Below are 17,259 nucleotides of genomic sequence, written 5' to 3' on the forward strand. Positions count from 1 at the left end.
GCAAATAATTTGCTTTAGTGGTCAATTTGCGCTACAAACGCAACAAATTCGCTTTTAGCATGGAATCGCTGACATGACCACCCTTTGTAACGAGACGCGGGGTGGGGCGGAAAGATCATCCGCCCTTGCTTTGCACGGCCTCACCATCATTCTGTTTTTCGCGGCATCGAGCATGACGACGCCGCTCTTTCCGCTTCATCAGGCAAGCTGGGGCATTTCGGCCTTTCTGATCAGCGTGATTTTCGCGGTCTATGTCGGCACGCTGCTCGTCTCGCTGTTGTTTCTGGGGGCTTTATCCAACCATTATGGCCGACGGCCTGTCATCGTGGCGGCGCTCGCGGTGGAATGCGCAGCACTTGTCATGTTCCTCGTTGCGGACGGCGGAAGCTGGCTCGTGGCGGCGCGTCTGGTTCAGGGCTTTGCCACAGGCATCGCGACCACGGCGGTTGCGGCAGCGCTTCTGGATGTCGATCACAAGGCGGGTGCGGTGATCAACAGCTTAGCGCCTATGGTCGGCATGGCATTGGGCGCGATCGGGGCGGGTGTACTGATTCAGTTCGCGCCGTTGCCCTTGCGGCTGGTCTATGCGCTGACCTTGGGGCTTTCCCTGATCCAGATCCTGCGCACCTTGCTTTCAGCGGAGACTTTCCGGAATCGAACCAGCAAAGGCTTGTCCCTGCGGCCAAAGGTCGAGATTCCGACCGAGGTGCGGGGAATGTTTCTCCGCATCATCCCGCTGAATGTCGCCGTCTGGGGATTGGGCGCGCTGTTCCTGTCGCTGTTGCCCGGACTTCTGCATGAAATGGCGACAGGACCGTCGATGGCGTGGCTGAGTGGCGCTGCGGTCGGAATTCTGACTCTGGCGGGTGCAGGTGCCGTCATGCTGTTCCGCGACCGTTCGGCTGCAAGCGCTCGCAACTGGGCCGGGCTGACGATTATTGCCGGAACCGGGATCGTCCTGCTTGGTGCGCTTTTTCACAGCCCTGTCTTGCTTCTGCTTGGTTCACTGCCGACAGGCATCGGCTTTGGCGCCGGGTTCCTTGGCGTATTGCGCGGTCTGGTGGCGCGTGCAAGGCCCGAAGAACGCGCCGGCCTGATCTCGTCCTTCTACATTGCCAGCTATCTGCCGAACGCGCTTCTGGCGATGATCGCCGGATATGCCGCAGGCCAGATTGGTGTTTTCGATACTGTGCTGGGGTTTGGCGCATTCATCATCCTTATGGCGGGTCTATCCCTGACCATAAATGTGAATGAGCCAAATTGAACGGTATGGCGCGGCCTAACTGAAAGAACGCCTCAGTCCCTCTATGAAGCTTCGGGTGCGGATCGAAAGGTGACGCCTGCTGGGATAAATCGCATGGATGGCGACTTCGTTCATTGCGGTTTCCGGCAGGATTTCCACCAGATTGCCGTGCTCGATGTCTTTTTCAATGATGAATGAAGGCAGAAGCGCGATCCCAAGGCCCGCGAGCGCGGCCACACGGATCGCGTCGCCGCTGTCAAAGCGGGCATGGGCACCGCCATGGATCGTGACGGGCTGCCCGTCTTCGCCGGGCAGGCTCCATACCGTTGATGTCGAGCCTAATCCATAGACCAGCCGCTTGTGATGCGCCAGATCGGTGACGCTGGCCGGTATGCCCTGTTTGAGGAGATATTCGGGCGAAGCGTAAATTCCGAGCCGCGCCCGGTCGATCACCTGCGTGATATACTGCCCGTTCGGCGCGACCGACCCGACCCGGATCGCAAGGTCGAACCCTTCCTCGACAAGATCGACCAGCCGGTCGGTGAAGCTCACTTCCACGGCCAGATCGGGTGCGGTTTCGAGATAGGTTGCAAGGTAGGGAATGATTTTCGCCTTCCCGTAGCCTTCGGAGACCGTCAGGCGCAGTGTGCCGTGCGGTCGAAGCTGATTCTGACGAATGCTCGCCCCGGCTTCGGCAAGGTCTTCGAGCAGTTGCAGGCTACGAAAATGCACAGGCGGCCCTCAACGGCTGGATCGAGGCCGCGGGTCCCGTGGTAGAAAAGATTCACGGCACGTCAGAAGCCAGTTGGGCGCAAGTCCGTACTGATTATATGAGCGGTCTTGGCCACCTGTTTCCCGCGCTTAAAGACGTTTCCTATGGAACCGCCACGCTGGATTCCGTGCCGACGATGAGGGCTGTTCCTGAAGGCTCGGAACCTCAACGGGTCTTGCTCTATATCCACGGTGGTGGCTATGTTCATGGCGGTGTCGAGGGCTATCGTGGTCTGACTGGACGATTGGCCAAGGCCTTGAATGCGAAGATCTATGCACCCGATTATCGTCAGGCACCGGAATTTCCGTTTCCAACCCCGATTGATGATGTGTTTGCCGCCTATCGCGCGATTCTCTCATCGGACGTTGATCCGAAAAATCTCGTTCTTGCGGGCGATTCCGCTGGTGGCGCTATGGTCGTCACCATGATGCGCAAGGCCCGCGATGCGGGGATCGCATTGCCTGCGGCAGGTGTCGCCTTTTCGCCCTGGGCCAATCTGACCCATAGCGGGCGGTCAGCCACCGTGCGCGATGGGATCGATCCGCTTTGCAGCGTGGAATTCCTGAACAAGCTAGCGCGCATGTTCCTCGCCGGTGAATTGCCGACACATCCTGATGCCTCTCCAGTCTTCGCCGATGTTCACGATCTGGCGCCGGTGCTGATCCAGATCGGCGAAAACGAGGTCATGCTTAGCGATGCGATCCGTCTTGCGTCCAATCTGGGCGAGGCACGGGTGCGCACGTCGCTCGAAGTCTGGCCGGGCATGTCCATGTCTGGCATCTGCTGGCCGGTCTCCTGCCTGAAGCGGATCAAGCGATCCTCAATGCCGTCCGGTTTCTTGATGATGCGCTAACTTCAAAGGCCCGTACAGGGCTTTAATCCGCGATTGGTGAAACATCTGGTAGCGCTGGCCGTTCGACGGATTAGCTGCGGATTTTGCCGTGCATTCTTCGATACTTGAGCGCCTCGCCCTTGCCGATCAGACAGGTCCAGCGTCTTCAGCGCTTCGATGATCTCGTCATATGAGACGGCCTTATCGGTTCCAGGATAAAGGCGAAGGGTCGGACTGGAATCGATGGCAAAGATGTCAGATGCCCACGACGCAAGAATGGCGCGTTTCTCGTCTATGTCGATATCGTCGGCTGCAAGAACGTCTCGGGGATGACCGAAATGTTGGGCCGGATGATGCAGATGCTCGGCGCTAATTGCTGCTGGTTTCTCCGGAATCGAATTTTGCAATCTTTCCTTTCTCATAGGTTGACCCCCCTTTTGATGCCAAGTGGATGGTTTCGGTTGCATGTGGCGCAGGTCGTTAGTGCGCCTGGTGATCGAACACGCCTCGCGCGGCCTCGACCATTGTTTTTAGATGGCTCGGTTCGCGAACACCTTGCCTGTATAATTCCACAGTGATGGCCGCCATCCGCTCCGCTTCCTCAGTTTCCTTGGTAACTCCAGCTCTCGATCGAATGTCATCGAAAACCCTCTGACAGACAACAAGGTCTCTAGAATAGAGTGGTTGGGGTGAGCGCTTGATTGTAGTCTGAACCATGTTTCATCTCCTCATTGGAGGCTCGCCCCCAGCGGAGGCGAGCCAAAGACAATCGCTTAGAAATCCATGCCGGCGCTAGCCGGCAGGGCTGGAGTGGCTTCCTTTTTGGGCTTCTCCGCGATCATCGCTTCCGTTGTCACCAGAAGACCGGCAACCGAGGCTGCGTCCTGCAGCGCAGTGCGCACAACCTTGACCGGATCGATGACACCCTGAGCATAAAGATCACCATATTCGCCGGTCTGGGCGTTCCAGCCATAGGAGAAGTCGGTTTTTTCACGCAGTTTGCCGACAATGATCGAACCTTCGGCACCGGCATTTTCGGCGATCTGGCGAACAGGTGCTTCAATCGCCCGTCGCACGATCTCGACGCCGACACGCTGATCGTCGTTCGCGATCGGAAGGCCCTCGAGCGCCTTAACGGCACGCAGGAGAGCGACACCGCCACCCGGGAGAATGCCTTCCTCTACCGCGGCGCGGGTCGCATGCAGCGCATCGTCGACGCGGTCCTTTTTCTCCTTCACTTCGACTTCCGTCGAGCCACCGACGCGGATGACGGCAACGCCCCCGGCAAGCTTGGCAAGACGTTCCTGTAGCTTTTCGCGGTCGTAGTCGGAGGTTGTCTCCTCGATCTGAGCCCGAATCTGGGCAACGCGGCCATCGATTTCCGCCTTGGAACCGACGCCATCGATAATGGTGGTGTTCTCCTTCTCGATCGCCACTCTCTTCGCCCGGCCGAGCATGTTGAGGGTGACGTTTTCCAACTTGATGCCGAGGTCTTCCGAGATCACGGTTCCTCCCGTCAGGATGGCGATGTCTTCCAGCATGGCCTTGCGGCGGTCGCCGAAGCCAGGAGCCTTGACGGCAGCGATCTTGAGGCCGCCACGCAGCTTGTTGACGACGAGCGTTGCAAGAGCTTCCCCTTCGACGTCTTCAGCGATGATGACGAGCGGTTTGCCGGACTGGACCACGGCTTCGAGAACCGGCAGCATCGCCTGCAGGTTCGACAACTTCTTCTCATGGATCAGGATATAGGGATCTTCCAGTTCCACCCGCATCTTGTCTTGGTTGGTGACGAAGTAGGGGCTGAGATAGCCGCGATCGAACTGCATGCCTTCGACGACTTCGAGTTCGGTTTCAGCGGTCTTGGCTTCTTCGACCGTTATCACACCTTCGTTGCCGACTTTCTCCATCGCCTCGGCAAGATAACGACCGATCTCCGTATCCCCGTTGGCGGAGATGGTACCAACTTGAGCAATTTCGGAATTGCTGGTGATCTTGCGGGCGTTGGTCTTCAACTCCTTGACAACCGCATCGACGGCGAGATCGATGCCACGCTTCAGGTCCATCGGATTCATGCCGGAGGCGACGGCTTTGGCGCCTTCCTTAACGATGGCCTGGGCAAGCACGGTCGCGGTTGTCGTGCCGTCGCCGGCGAGATCGTTCGTCTTCGATGCCACTTCGCGCAGCATCTGGGCGCCCATGTTCTCGAACTTGTCTTCCAGTTCAATTTCCTTGGCGACGGAAACGCCGTCCTTGGTTATACGAGGGGCACCGAAGGACTTGTCGATCACGACATTGCGGCCCTTTGGACCGAGCGTGACCTTCACGGCATTGGCCAGTACGTCGACTCCCCGCAGCATGCGTTCACGGGCATCGGTGTGGAACTTGACTTCTTTCGCAGCCATTTTCTCTAACTCCTCAATAGGCAGCTATTTGACTGATGGGTTGGATTGACGGGTTATCGCCTCAGGCAGCTTTTTTCTGCTCTGCCTGGGTTTCGATGATGCCCATGACATCGCTTTCCTTCATGATCAGCAGGTCTTCGCCGTTGATCTTGATCTCGGTGCCGGACCATTTGCCGAACAGGATGCGGTCGCCGGCCTTGACGTCGAGCGCCTGGATCTGGCCGGCATCGTTGCGCGCGCCGGGACCTACGGCGATGACTTCGCCTTCCTGCGGCTTTTCCTTGGCGGTGTCGGGAATGATGATGCCGCCCTTGGTCTTTTCTTCGGATTCGACCCGGCGGACGAGAATGCGATCATGAAGCGGTCGGAACGACATGTTTTCCTCCGTTGAGCAAAAATGATGACGTTGTTCCCTCTGGCCGGACCGAATGATCGGTCCAGGCGGGTGCAAAACCTCAAGTCGAGCATTTTGCGCAAAATGATCTGGTTTTGAGATTTTTCGATTTCAAGAGGGAGAAACGAAAAAATTAGCACTCGTCTTCTGATGCTACTAACATACTGGAAAGGAACAATAAACGGCGCGATTGCGTCTAAAAATCCGTTGATGGTCGTGAAATTTTGCGACACACTTCACAGTGTCATGAAACGGAGATGAAGCATGCAATTCTCATCGGATCTGGAACGTCAGCTCAATGGCTACGGCCTCACCACCGCGCACATCCTCTATCGCATTCCTGATTTCGAATCCGTGCTGCAGACCTATGTCTGGCAGGACTACGATCTGGCACCCGATTTTCCTGAGATGCACAGGTTCCTGGATTTCTGGCAGTCCAGGCTTGAAGGCCCGCTCCATTCTGTCCGCTATACGCATCAGTGCTTGATCGGACCGAATGAATGGCGCCGCGTCGAAGGCGAGTTCAAGCTTCACTGAGGTTTTGAACAGAAATTTCCTCTATCCTAGCTCTGTCGTGACCGAGGCTTGATGAGATCGGTCAATATCCCACGTCTGTTCAGAGTGAGACCGGATAGGGAAGAGAAGAGAAGAGAAGATAAAACTCATCAAAGACCTCAGCATCAAGGAACGCGAAGAGGTCTTTGCCGCCGTCGCGCGTGTCCTGCAGGGGGCCGCTTGCGAGGCTTATGTCGAAGGCAGCCGCCATTAGACGCACGCTTTCCCACTTCGATCGGGTGTCTATTGGCATTTGGGAAATCGGGAAGATCGGTGCGTCGGTGGCTTCGGGAACAGATTTGCAGGCGACAGGTCACGTCGTGGTGAGCGATCCGCAAAAAAATCTCTTTTATTGACGAACAAAACATGAACATGTATCTTCGCTCACATGGTGAAAAAGAGCCTTCAGGATAAACTTGCCATCCTATCGGATGCGGCAAAATACGATGCATCTTGTGCGTCAAGCGGTGGCGAGAAGCGCGATGCAAGCAAGGGCGGTGTCGGATCGTCGGGAGGCGCAGGGATTTGCCATGCTTACACTCCGGATGGGCGCTGTATCAGCCTGCTGAAAATTCTTATGACCAACTTCTGCATCTTCGACTGTGCCTATTGCATAAACCGGGTCAGCTCGAACGTGGAACGGGCGCGGTTCTCAGTCGAGGAAGTTGTCTCACTCACGCTGGAATTTTATCGACGCAATTACATCGAGGGCCTGTTCTTGTCCTCGGGCATCATCAAGTCCCCCGACCAGACCATGTCCGATATGGTACGCATCGCGCGGACATTGCGGGAGGGTCACGGCTTCCGCGGCTATATCCATCTCAAGACGATTCCCGATGCAAGTCCGGACTTGATCCGGGAGGCCGGGCTTTGGGCTGATCGGCTATCGATTAATGTCGAATTGCCGGAGGACGCAAGTGTGCGCAAATTCGCTCCGGAAAAACGCCCTGAAACGATCCGTGGTGCGATGGCACAAGTGCGGCTGGAAGGCGAGGCGGCAAAAGATAAGACCCATACCGGGCGTAAGCCGCGCCGGTTTGCACCGGCCGGGCAAAGTACGCAGATGATCATCGGCGCGGATGGGGCAGACGATGTGACCATCCTCAAAATGTCGACACGGCTTTACAGTGGTTACAAGCTGCGACGGGTTTATTATTCAGCATTCTCCCCGATCCCGGACGCCTCCGCAGCTCTGCCCTTGATCCAGCCTCCTCTACTGCGTGAACACCGCCTATATCAGGCAGATTGGCTTTTGCGTTTTTATGGTTTCACTGCCGAGGAAATCGCTACCGGCATGAAGGCTGGTCATCTTGATCTGGAACTGGACCCAAAACTTGCCTGGGCCATACAGCACCGTGGCCTGTTCCCTCTGGATGTAAACCGTGCAAGCCGTGAATTGCTGCTGCGTGTTCCTGGATTTGGCACCCGCACGGTGGATCGCATAATCGTTGCGCGCCAGAACGGCGGTTTAAGATACGAAGATCTGGTGCGGATAGGTGCCAACATGAACAAGGCACGCCCTTTTATCATGACACCTGGCTGGTCGCCGGGGCGGCTCATCGACAACGTCGATTTACGCGCTCGATGTGCACCTCCCGCTGAGCAACTGCGGCTATTATGATCTATTCCGTTAAACTACCCGACGGCGGCACCTTCGATGCGTGGCGTGAGATGGCGCGCATCGCGATATCACATGGTATCGAGCCAAATGATATCGATTGGAGCGGAGCAGACGGATTGTTTGATGGGGCGTCGCTGCCCAATGCGCCTGGTGAGCATAAGGCAAGCGTTACGCAGGGGTTTTTGAAGCTTGCGCATTCGGTTATCTGGCATTCTAATCCGGAACGGTTCGGACTGCTCTATCAGGCGTTGTGGCGGCTTGACCGAAACGCGGGAGAACCTTTAAGCCATGCGGACCCGCTTGGGCGGCGGCTGCATCTCATGGCAAAATCGGTTGGTCGTGATATCCACAAGATGCATGCTTTCGTACGGTTTCGCGAATTACCTGAGACTGGATTGCGTCGTCGCTTTGCTGCTTGGTTTGAGCCGGAGCATAATATAGTCGAGCCGGGTAGTTCCTTTTTCGCAAAGCGTTTCGCGGATATGGACTGGGTGATCGCCACGCCAAGGCTTACAGCTCGATTTGAAGCCGGCAGACTTAGCTACCATCCAGGCGGTTCACGCCCTGACTTATCGGAAGATGCCACCGAAACGCTTTGGGGCACCTATTTCGCGAACATCTTCAATCCGGCACGGGTAAAGTTGAATGCGATGCGCGCGGAAATGCCTAAGAAGTATTGGAAGAACCTACCCGAAACGCGCCTGATTCCAGATATGTTACGAGATGCCGAGTCGCGAGTGGAGCGAATGCGCGCGGCCGCAGAAACGTCACCAGCGGCTGGCGCAGTCGCGATTTCGACCCGTTATCGCGCTGCGATGCCGCAAACGCCCGAGTTCCCTCAGACAATGGTCGAAGCGCGAGCGGCTGCCGGACATTGTCGGCGATGTGGATTATGCGAGGCCGCAACCCAGACTGTTTGGGGTGAGGGGCCCGAAGACGCTGAGCTCATGATTGTAGGAGAACAGCCGGGTGATCGTGAGGATCTGGAAGGTCGACCGTTCGTAGGTCCGGCAGGTCACCTCTTGCGTGAAGCCATGGTTGCAGCAGGAGCAGAAGTCAGGCAGACATGGCTGACCAATGCAGTTAAGCACTTCAAGTTCATGCCGCGTGGCAAGCGCCGCCTGCATCAAAATCCTGACCGGCAGGAAATTCTGCATTGTCGCTGGTGGCTGGGGCTCGAATTGGCTTTCATCCGTCCACGCATGGTGGTTGCGTTGGGGGCCTCTGCGGCGTTCGCTCTGACGGATAACAACGCTCCTCTTACTTCGCGACGCGGTCAGGCTGAAATCGGGTTACATGGTGGACCGGTGCTGATCTCCTGGCATCCATCCTATATCTTGCGGTTAAACGACAGTGTCGCGAGAGAACGTGCAAGGCGTGAATTGATCGAAGATATAATCCAGGCCGCTCGCATGGGCGTATCTGTCTGACCCGTCAATGTTTCAGCTTCGATCAGGAGAGATCAATAAAAGGAAGCCGCCGGCGCGTTTGGTGTTTTAGTTCACTGACAGCAGTGGCCATTGCTGCTCCAATGTCGGCACTTGCCGTAATTCCCTGCACGAAGGGCTGGTCGTGCATCAGATACGGCAGCGCGCCGAACGCAATCTTGCCACATGCAATGTCCGGTACCAGCAGAGTGTAGTCGTCTGAGACCTCCGGAATATCCTCTCCGACCGAAACGAGTTGCCGGCGCAGTGACGGAAACGGCAAATCCTTCGTCTTGAGTGGCTTCTGGCCTCGGGCGTCGATGAACACGTCGAATGTCCGTACTTCCGAGCCGATGGCGATGACGGTGTGATCGTTCCTTACCTCCATGTCGTAATCGTGCCCTAGTTCGAGGACGTCTATCAGGCCGGCCTTGCGCAGCGCCAGTAGCCTGCGGATCGATTCCGACGGGATTGCAGCATAGTTGTCGACGAAGACCTTGCAGAGTCCTGTATCGAACCGCTTGCGGTCCTCTTCATTGAGACGCGGAATAATCTCCTGAACGACCTCGTGCAGCCGAAGGATTGCATAGCGCCAGGGGACGGTATGCTTCTCCCGCTTGTTGCGCTCGACTTCTTTGAGATTGTATTCTGCCCAGCGGAACGCATCGTGGTTTTGGCGGTCGGCAAAGTAGGCATCAGCGAAGCTGTCAGCGTTGAGTTCCGAAAGCGAAACACGCTCGCTCCAGGCCGGATCGGCGTCCTCGATTTCGCGCGCGACCAAGGCAAATATCCTGTCAAGCAAGCCACTGGCACCGCTCTCGATCTCCCTGTTGATCGCCTGCTCCGTGGCAATCTGCAAGGGCTCGTAAGGGATCGGGCAATAAAAATCCGCTTCTGGCAGGATGCCTGAACGGGACATAAGCGTTATCGCCAGACCTTTACTGTCCGGGTCAAGGTCGAAGCGCAGGTTTTCGTCTTCTTCCTCGATAAAGCTTCCATGTTGGGCAACGACCGCCATTGCTGCGTCGATGGCGCTGAGCGATGTCCCCATAATGCCCACTTTACACGCTGGTATCCTGGCTTCGATCAGTCCAGACCAGGGGCTGGGAAAATAACTGCGCGTTGCTTCGTCGCCGTCGGGCCAGACGTGGCCGGTGGCGATGACGACGAGATCGAGGAGTTTCGAATCGAGCTTCCCCTCAGTCCAGAGTTTGACACCATCGGCCGTGGCTTCGATATCCGTGACCTCGCAGGATTCGTGCACTTCGACTTCAAAGTTTTTTCGACGCGCTGCCTCGACAAGAGCCAGAAACTGATCCCGGAAATATTCGCCCAGCAGAATGCGAGGCAGGAATTGTCGATCGTGAAGACCTTCCTTGTCGACCCGGTATCGAGCGAGACGCGTCTCGTCCTGCTTGCGCAGCCAGTCCAGATAGGTCGAGGTAATCGGCGGAATCTCGATGCTGGCGATGTTGGCCAGCATCATCCGGCTGTTCTCATCGTCATTATAAGGCATGCCTACGCCAGCTTCATCTTCCTTCTCGTAGATCGAGATGGACATTGGCTCTGCGAATTTGAGCAGCGAAAAGAAAGTGTAGATCCCGGTCGGACCGGTGCCGACAATAGCAATGTTCTTCATGGGCGATTACCAATTTCTCCACATTCCAATACGCGTGGTAAACGGCCCAGCTGGGCCGGCCCGCTTGTGTTTGCAGTTCGAACATCTCTTCACATCAGTTGTATGCTGCGAGATCAGAGCTTGACGGCATTTTCCCGCGCCCACAACCGGAGCTTGCGGCAGGATGTAACAAATTCCGACGCTCCCTTTTCATTGTCCAGCGAGATTAGTCCCTCATCCATATCGGGTTCAATGCCCGCCTTTGCCAGTAGCGGCATCGCGCCTGCGGTAAACCCGATAAACTTACAATGGGCAAAGGCGTCGGCAACGAAATCCCGCGCCGCGGCTTCTCTGGTCAATCGATCAGCTGCCTCGTCGGACAGTACAAGTGCGACAGCGTCGAACAAGACGGATGGACCGCCATCGATCATATGATCGGCCTCTATCCAGTCGCCGCTGGAGGCCTCGAAACCTCCGACCGTCGGCGCAACCAGTTCCACCATTGCGCCTTCCTTCTCCGCGGCGTGCCGGATACCCTTGAGCACCTGCGCATCAGTGCCATTGGCAACAAGCACGCCGATCTTTCTGCCGTTGAAGCTGCCGGGTCCGTTCTCAATAATGCTGAGTGCAGGAGACGGAGCAAGATCGTCACGTACGGGCACCATCGCATCCGCAGCTTTCGGCATCTTGCGGATGCCAAGCTTGCCGGCGACCGCTTCCGCAAGGTTGGCATCGATGTTGAGCAGATTAGACACAATACGCTCGCGGATCACAGGCGTTTCCACCTTCGACAGTTCGAAGGTCAGCGCCATCGCTATATGCTTCTGCTCCGTCTCGGTCTGGCTCAGGTAGAACTGGCGCGCCTGGCTGTAATGGTCGGCAAAGCTTTCCGCCCGAAGGCGAACCTTCTGCCCATCTTCCTGCGAGGCCGCCTTCTGGAGATCACGCCAGCTTCCGGCATGACGGTCGATGCAAGCGATGCTCTGATTGCCGCTCTGGCAGCGGGCGCGGGCATTGGAATGTGCGCAACATTCGTCACGGCACCTTATGTGACCCGCGGCGAACTGGTGCCGGTGCTCTCGGACTTTGCTGTCGAGCGCCATAATATTACGGCGCTGTGGCCAGAAAGCCGACGCGCAAATCCTGCTGTCCGCGCGTTTCTCTCGATGCTTCAAGAGGCACTTTGAGAAAAATGATTGAAGCGGGAAAAGGCAGTCATTGGCGGCGGCAGATCTCGGACACGGATTGGCCCGACCAAGATGGCTGGGAAAAAACGGATAGCCATGAGAACTATATCTACTCCATATCCCTCCATGGCACTTCAAATTAGTGCAATTGTCGCATTGCAAATTGGGATGGTTGTTTTGCCTGTCTGCTTTTGGCCGACGAAGCCACGAAGGCGGCCCTGTCCAAGCGCGCCATGCTTCGGTGGTAGACCAGATTATCCGGCTCCTCCGGCTTTAGAGCATCTTCAGCACATTCCGACGCCTTGGGGCCGGTGGACATCATCAGCCAGTAGACCGAGTTTGCCGCATGCCCCTCTCCAAGCCAGATCTGCGGCATCAGACAGCGGCACTCGTGACTGATTCCTCGAGCTTGCCGACAAGCTCTTGTATTTCCAACCCATCCAGGGTCTCCTTCTCCAGCAGGCGGCGGGCGGTGCGCTCGAGCATGTCCCGGCGTTCCGCCAGCAGGCCGACGGTCCGCTCGAACGTCTCGTCGACGATCCGGCGCACCTCCTTGTCGACGGCGGCGGCCGTCTCGTCGGAATAGGTGCGTTCCTGCGGGCCATAATATGGCTGGTCGGTGGCGAGGAACGAGCGCCGGTCCTTCTCCAGTGCGATATGGCCGAGCCTCTCCGACATGCCGTAGCGCGTGACGATGGCACGGGCGATGTCGGTGACCTTGGCGAGGTCGTCCGCGGCGCCGGTGGACAGATGGCCGAACACGATCTTTTCCGCCGCGCGGCCGCCGAGGAGCACCGCCATCTTGTTCTCCAGTTCCTCCAGCGTCATCAGGAAACGGTCCTCCGTCGGCCGCTGGATGGTGTAGCCCAGCGCGCCGATACCGCGCGGGATGATCGAGACCTTGTGGACCGGATCGACGCCCGGCAGCGCCATGGCCACGAGCGCGTGGCCCATCTCGTGATAGGCGACGATCTCGCGCTCCTTCGGGTTGAGCAGCCGGTTGCGCTTTTCGAGACCCGCCACGATGCGCTCCACCGCATTGTTGAAATCCTCCATCGTCACCGCGCCGGCCTTGCGGCGGGTGGCAAGCAGCGTCGCCTCGTTGACGAGATTGGCGAGGTCCGCGCCGGTGAAGCCGGGGGTCAGCGCCGCGATCTTTTCCGGCTCGACGTCCGGCGCGAGCTTCGCCTTCTTCAGTCGCACGTTCAGGATCTGCACGCGGCCTTTTCTGTTCGGGCGGTCGACGAGAACCTGCCGGTCGAAGCGGCCGGCGCGCAGGAGCGCCGGGTCGAGGATTTCCGGCCGGTTCGTGGCGGCGAGCAGCACGAGGCCGGTCGAGGGATCGAAGCCGTCCAGCTCGACAAGGAGCTGGTTGAGCGTCTACTCCTTCTCATCGTGGCCGCCGGCCATGGGGCCGATGCCGCGGGCGCGACCGAGCGCGTCCAGCTCGTCGATGAAGATGATGGCCGGCGCCTTGGCCCGGGCCTGCTCGAAGAGGTCGCGCACGCGCGCTGCGCCGACGCCGACGAACATTTCCACGAACTCGGAGCCCGAGATGGAGAAGAACGGCACGCCGGCCTCGCCCGCCACGGCCCTTGCCAGCAGCGTCTTGCCGGTGCCCGGCGGGCCGACCAACAGCACGCCCTTTGGCATGCGCCCGCCCAGCCGGCCGTAGCCCTGCGGATCCTTGAGGAAGTCGACGATCTCCTTCAACTCGTCCTTGGCCTCGTCGACGCCGGCCACGTCCTTGAAGGTGACGCCGGTGTCAGACTGGACGTAGACCTTCGCCTTCGACTTGCCGATCTGCATGAGCCCGCCGCCGATGCCGCCCCCCATGCGCTTCAGCGCGAACATCCAGATGCTGACGATAAGGAGGACTGGCACGATCCAGGACAGCAGGTCGCGCAGGAAGGTGCTTTCGATCTGACCGGTGACCACCACGCCGCGCTCCTGAAGCTGACGTGCGAGGTCGGGCTCGACGCGGGTGGTGATGAACATTGGCCGGCCGTCGACCGGCTGCTTGAAGGTTCCCTGGATGAAGCGGTCGGATACCGCCACCTCCGCTATCCTGCCCTCGTCAAGGTAGGTCTCGAACTGGCTGTAGGGAATCTGCGTCACCTGGGTGGCGGTGGTGAAGAAATACTGGAACGCCATCAGGAGGAAGAAGGCGGCGATCCAGTACCAGATGTTGAACTGCGTTTTCTTGTTCATTTCCATTGTGGCCGCTCCCGGTTATCTCACGACCAGCAGAAGGCGGCCGCCATCGCGAAACAGTTCCAGCGCTAGGATGGCACGCTGGCGCGCGATCGCGCTGCGCAAATCAGCCAAGGAAGAAACAGGCGACCGGTTGACCGCAACGATCAAGTCGCCCGCTCGAAGGCCAGCACGCGCAGCCGGACTGCTCGGCGTGATGCTTTCAATCAAAATGCCTGGGGCGCCGGCTTGCCGCGCCTCGTTAACGGAAGCGGCGCGCATGTGCGCGCCATCGAGCGGGGTGCCGGATAGATCGGCGGATGCACCAGTTTCTGAAGCGATCTTAGCGCTGACGACCCGCTCGCTACTACCACGCTTGATTGTAAAGCTGATCGTGCTGCCGACTGGCGTGAGGCCGATGCGGTTTCTCAGGTCTGTCGCGCCCTGAACAGCACGCCCGCCGATCGCGGTGACCACATCGCCCACCTGCAAGCCGGCGCGCTGTGCCGGAGAGCCGGGCTCGATGCTGACGATCACAGCTCCGCGCAGTTCGCCAAGCTTGAGCGCCTCCGCGATATCCGGCGTAAGGTCCTGGATACCGACGCCCAGCCTGCCGCGCCGCACTTCACCGTGTTCGATCAACTGCTTCATGACGGTTACGGCCATGTTACTAGGCACCGCGAAGCCGATGCCGATGTTGCCACCCGCAGGCGTAAGGATCGCCGTATTGATGCCGACTAGCGTGCCGTCTAGGGTCACCAGGGCACCGCCGGAATTGCCCGGATTGATTGAGGCGTCAGTCTGAATGAAGTCCTCGTAGCCGTCATTGCTGATGCCGCTGCGACCGAGCGCGCTGACAATACCGGAGGTTACCGTTTGTCCCAGGCCGAAGGGGTTCCCGATCGCGACCACATAGTCGCCGACCTTGAGGCGATCCGAATCGCCGACCTCCTACGCGACGAGATTTCTCCTCTTGACCTTGAGCAGCGCGATGTCCGCTGCTTGATCGGAGCCGACAAGCTCGGCACGCAGGCGTTGCCCGTCCTTCAGTGTGACCGTGATCGTGCGAGCATTGGCCACCACGTGATGATTGGTCAGCACATGACCTTTGGCCGCGTCGACGATCACCCCGGAACCGGCGCTCATGCGCTGTTGCGGAGGCGGCGCATGCGGAAGATCAAAGAAGCGTCGGAAGTAAGGATCGTTGTAGAGTGGATTTGATGCCCCAGGTGTTTCTGAGACAACCGAGATGTTGACGACAGCCGGCGTCACCCGTTCCAGCACGGGGGCAAGGGTGGGAAGCTCTCCCGCAACGCCCGGCACGGCCTGCCCGATTGTCGCGCACGGCAGCCCCGCGAAGGCGAGGATGGCGCATAATGTGATGATGGGCGGACGCAGGGCTATGAGATTCCTGAACATGAGCGATCTCCGTTTGGCCAGTCTGTTGGCTCCTCTGTTCCGCCTGAGGTTAGACGGAGAGTGCAAGAAAATGGCCCGGCGCGTGCCGGGCCACGTTGCAAAATCATGCTGTCGAAAGAGGTCGGTTTGTCGTGGACCACAGGCTGACCGCAGCGAGCACGGCGACGACGAGGCCGGCGACCACATGCACCCACATCGCGGCTGGGAGGGCAGAGAAGCCCAGTGCCCAAGGCGCGATTACGGACCAAAGGCCGAGCGCCACGTTGGTCCATTCCTCGACCTGATGGAATGTGTAGAGCGCAGCGACCGCGATCAGCGTCACGGCAGCACCGACGATCCAGGCATTCCATGCGGCATAGGTTTCAGCCGCATAGCCGAGATACCAGGGCGAGAGCAGAAGACCGAGACCGGCAATGATGTTGACGACATCGAAAGCCGTCCGGTTATAGGAAGACAAAGACTTCAGCATCGTTCATTCCTCCGTGTCGGTTTGCTTGCCTCTTCAATGAACCGTCTTTCGCGAACGGGAGGCGGGTGCGGCGGCGCCTCCGACACCGCCATCACGAAGCTTGGAAGCCGGATCGGGCGGAGGCAAAAGCTGCCTTTCATCCGCCCCAGGCAGAAACGGTGCGAGTTCATCCCGCGTGAACACGCCCGCTGCGATCTCGTGCAGGGCAAGATCGCCCACGCTGCGATCGACTGCGTCGAGCCTCGGTTCCGCGCCCCGGGCGAGCGCCCGGATGCGGGAGGCAGCGGCAAGCGTTAGCGCGAACCGGTTCGGCAGAACCTTCTGGCAATCGAAAACGACATGCGTATCCATCGCCGCACCTCATGCTGCCTTTCGTGTGTCTGAATCATCCCGATCATCCGCAACCTCGCGTTCAAGCGCGAGCAGCGCCTGCTCGACCTCGTAGAGCCGCGACGGCCGGTCGTTCTCGGGCATGCCTTCGTTGGTGGCCTGGTCGATCAGGTACTCGGTCCAGGCCCAGTTCATCAGAATCGCGCGCTTCGCCTCTAGCGTTAGCTTCGGATCGCTGATCACCTTCATGGGCGTCGTCCAGCTTTCAGGACCGGACGGGTCGTTGCGGTTCACCGCGCCGTCGAGCGCACGCCCGTAGGTCTCCTGAAGGGCGGCGAGCCCGAGCCGGTCGAGGGTCGCGTCCGAGAAGGCGTGGGTTGATTTTCCTACATACGCCTGCTTCTCATCGGCGCGCTGGCTGCGGCCATTGCCTGTCTTCTGCCGGGGCGGTGTCTGGACCATATAGGTCAGACCCTGTCGCTCGGCATAGCGGATGGCCGATTGCAATGTCGGGAAGCTCAGCTCGACCTGGGTCAGCGTATCGTCGCCGCCCGTGTAGCCCATCAGCGGCTCAATGAAGGGCGCGGTGCGCCGCTCGAACACAAGTCGCCAGCCCTTCGTGCGGGCCTTGCCGGAGGTCGTCACCGCGCGGGACGGCTTGTAGATACGCGCAACCGCGCCATCCGGGAAGACCGAGCGCCCCATCGAAAGGGGCTTGTGCCGGTTGTCGTTCGACGGCCACTCTTGCGGAATTGAATTTCCAGTTGATCTGTTGATCTGTCTCGTCATCTCCATTG

The 17,259-nt window shown here is 58.8% G+C and carries 16 protein-coding genes and 4 pseudogenes; 6 read left to right on the plus strand and 14 right to left on the minus strand.

Going from position 1 to position 17,259, the window contains the following annotated elements; translation table 11 throughout:
- Positions 1 to 73 precede the first annotated feature (73 nt).
- Entirely contained in the window at positions 74 to 1,264 is a 1,191-nt protein-coding gene (locus JNC63_RS18440; RefSeq protein WP_006469951.1) for an MFS transporter, read from the plus strand.
- A gap of 15 nt (positions 1,265 to 1,279) precedes the next feature.
- Here JNC63_RS18440 and JNC63_RS18445 read toward each other — a convergent pair whose 3' ends face one another.
- Positions 1,280 to 1,975 (minus strand): substrate binding domain-containing protein, encoded by a 696-nt coding sequence (locus JNC63_RS18445; protein WP_006469952.1) that lies wholly within the window; start codon positions 1,973 to 1,975, stop codon positions 1,280 to 1,282.
- 38 nt (positions 1,976 to 2,013) lie between these two features.
- Here JNC63_RS18445 and JNC63_RS18450 point away from each other — a divergent pair, with 38 nt between their 5' ends.
- A complete protein-coding gene (locus JNC63_RS18450; RefSeq protein WP_006469953.1) occupies positions 2,014 to 2,868 on the plus strand; it encodes an alpha/beta hydrolase in 855 nt (284 codons plus the stop codon).
- A 2-nt stretch (positions 2,869 to 2,870) separates the two neighbouring features.
- On the opposite strand, the gene JNC63_RS18455 is transcribed toward JNC63_RS18450, so the two are convergent.
- The 4 genes from JNC63_RS18455 to groES all read right to left on the minus strand — a co-directional run bounded on the left by JNC63_RS18455 (position 2,871) and on the right by groES (position 5,625).
- Positions 2,871 to 3,269, minus strand: coding sequence for a hypothetical protein (locus tag JNC63_RS18455; RefSeq protein ID WP_006471525.1), 399 nt, complete (start codon positions 3,267 to 3,269; stop codon positions 2,871 to 2,873).
- Positions 3,270 to 3,327: 58 nt separating this feature from the next.
- Positions 3,328 to 3,564 carry a hypothetical protein gene (locus tag JNC63_RS18460; protein WP_006469955.1) on the minus strand — a complete coding sequence of 79 codons (237 nt, stop codon included), beginning with the start codon at positions 3,562 to 3,564 and terminating at the stop codon, positions 3,328 to 3,330.
- A 56-nt stretch (positions 3,565 to 3,620) separates the two neighbouring features.
- Complete coding sequence (gene groL / locus JNC63_RS18465; protein WP_006469956.1) at positions 3,621 to 5,249, minus strand: chaperonin GroEL; 1,629 nt, start codon at positions 5,247 to 5,249, stop codon at positions 3,621 to 3,623.
- A 61-nt stretch (positions 5,250 to 5,310) separates the two neighbouring features.
- Positions 5,311 to 5,625, minus strand: a complete 315-nt coding sequence (gene groES, locus JNC63_RS18470; RefSeq protein WP_006471526.1) for a co-chaperone GroES — start codon at positions 5,623 to 5,625, stop codon at positions 5,311 to 5,313.
- A gap of 282 nt (positions 5,626 to 5,907) precedes the next feature.
- Between groES and JNC63_RS18475 the strand changes: the two genes are divergently transcribed.
- Positions 5,908 to 6,180 carry an usg protein gene (locus JNC63_RS18475; protein ID WP_006469958.1) on the plus strand — a complete coding sequence of 91 codons (273 nt, stop codon included), beginning with the start codon at positions 5,908 to 5,910 and terminating at the stop codon, positions 6,178 to 6,180.
- Between the two features lie 79 nt (positions 6,181 to 6,259).
- Here JNC63_RS18475 and JNC63_RS18480 read toward each other — a convergent pair whose 3' ends face one another.
- Positions 6,260 to 6,409, minus strand: coding sequence for a hypothetical protein (locus JNC63_RS18480; RefSeq protein WP_022569095.1), 150 nt, complete (start codon positions 6,407 to 6,409; stop codon positions 6,260 to 6,262).
- Between the two features lie 180 nt (positions 6,410 to 6,589).
- Between JNC63_RS18480 and JNC63_RS18485 the strand changes: the two genes are divergently transcribed.
- Both JNC63_RS18485 and JNC63_RS18490 read left to right on the plus strand, forming a co-directional pair.
- Positions 6,590 to 7,819: a putative DNA modification/repair radical SAM protein gene (locus JNC63_RS18485; RefSeq protein WP_006471527.1), complete on the plus strand. Its 1,230-nt coding sequence runs from the start codon at positions 6,590 to 6,592 to the stop codon at positions 7,817 to 7,819.
- Positions 7,816 to 9,249, plus strand: coding sequence for a UdgX family uracil-DNA binding protein (locus JNC63_RS18490; RefSeq protein ID WP_075042216.1), 1,434 nt, complete (start codon positions 7,816 to 7,818; stop codon positions 9,247 to 9,249). The genes JNC63_RS18485 and JNC63_RS18490 overlap by 4 nt, the downstream gene beginning before the upstream one ends.
- A gap of 22 nt (positions 9,250 to 9,271) precedes the next feature.
- Here JNC63_RS18490 and JNC63_RS18495 read toward each other — a convergent pair whose 3' ends face one another.
- Together JNC63_RS18495 and JNC63_RS18500 are read right to left on the minus strand one after the other, a co-directional pair.
- On the minus strand, positions 9,272 to 10,885 hold the full coding sequence (locus tag JNC63_RS18495; protein ID WP_006469962.1) for an FAD-NAD(P)-binding protein: 1,614 nt from the start codon (positions 10,883 to 10,885) through the stop codon (positions 9,272 to 9,274).
- Positions 10,886 to 10,998: 113 nt separating this feature from the next.
- Positions 10,999 to 11,793, minus strand: a pseudogene (locus JNC63_RS18500) (catalase-related domain-containing protein); the annotation flags it as partial.
- Here JNC63_RS18500 and JNC63_RS18505 point away from each other — a divergent pair.
- Positions 11,794 to 12,051: pseudogene (locus tag JNC63_RS18505) on the plus strand (LysR substrate-binding domain-containing protein); the annotation flags it as partial.
- Positions 12,052 to 12,190: 139 nt separating this feature from the next.
- On the opposite strand, the gene JNC63_RS18510 reads toward JNC63_RS18505, so the two are convergent.
- The 6 genes and pseudogenes from JNC63_RS18510 to JNC63_RS18535 form a co-directional block, all read right to left on the minus strand.
- On the minus strand, positions 12,191 to 12,427 hold the full coding sequence (locus tag JNC63_RS18510; protein WP_006469964.1) for a hypothetical protein: 237 nt from the start codon (positions 12,425 to 12,427) through the stop codon (positions 12,191 to 12,193).
- A pseudogene (gene ftsH, locus JNC63_RS18515) lies at positions 12,427 to 14,268 on the minus strand (ATP-dependent zinc metalloprotease FtsH). Before ftsH ends, JNC63_RS18510 begins: the two are co-directional and overlap by 1 nt.
- Positions 14,269 to 14,283: 15 nt before the next feature.
- A pseudogene (locus tag JNC63_RS18520) lies at positions 14,284 to 15,663 on the minus strand (DegQ family serine endoprotease).
- A 103-nt stretch (positions 15,664 to 15,766) separates the two neighbouring features.
- Complete coding sequence (locus JNC63_RS18525; RefSeq protein ID WP_006469967.1) at positions 15,767 to 16,132, minus strand: SPW repeat protein; 366 nt, start codon at positions 16,130 to 16,132, stop codon at positions 15,767 to 15,769.
- 33 nt (positions 16,133 to 16,165) lie between these two features.
- Positions 16,166 to 16,483: a DNA-directed RNA polymerase subunit omega gene (locus tag JNC63_RS18530; protein WP_006469968.1), complete on the minus strand. Its 318-nt coding sequence runs from the start codon at positions 16,481 to 16,483 to the stop codon at positions 16,166 to 16,168.
- Positions 16,484 to 16,492: 9 nt separating this feature from the next.
- Positions 16,493 to 17,257, minus strand: a complete 765-nt coding sequence (locus JNC63_RS18535) for an ETC complex I subunit (protein WP_006469969.1) — start codon at positions 17,255 to 17,257, stop codon at positions 16,493 to 16,495.
- Positions 17,258 to 17,259: the final 2 nt, after the last annotated feature.

This window comes from Brucella ciceri (genome assembly GCF_041930145.1).
In the GTDB taxonomy this organism is placed as follows: Bacteria; Pseudomonadota; Alphaproteobacteria; order Rhizobiales; family Rhizobiaceae; genus Brucella; species Brucella intermedia.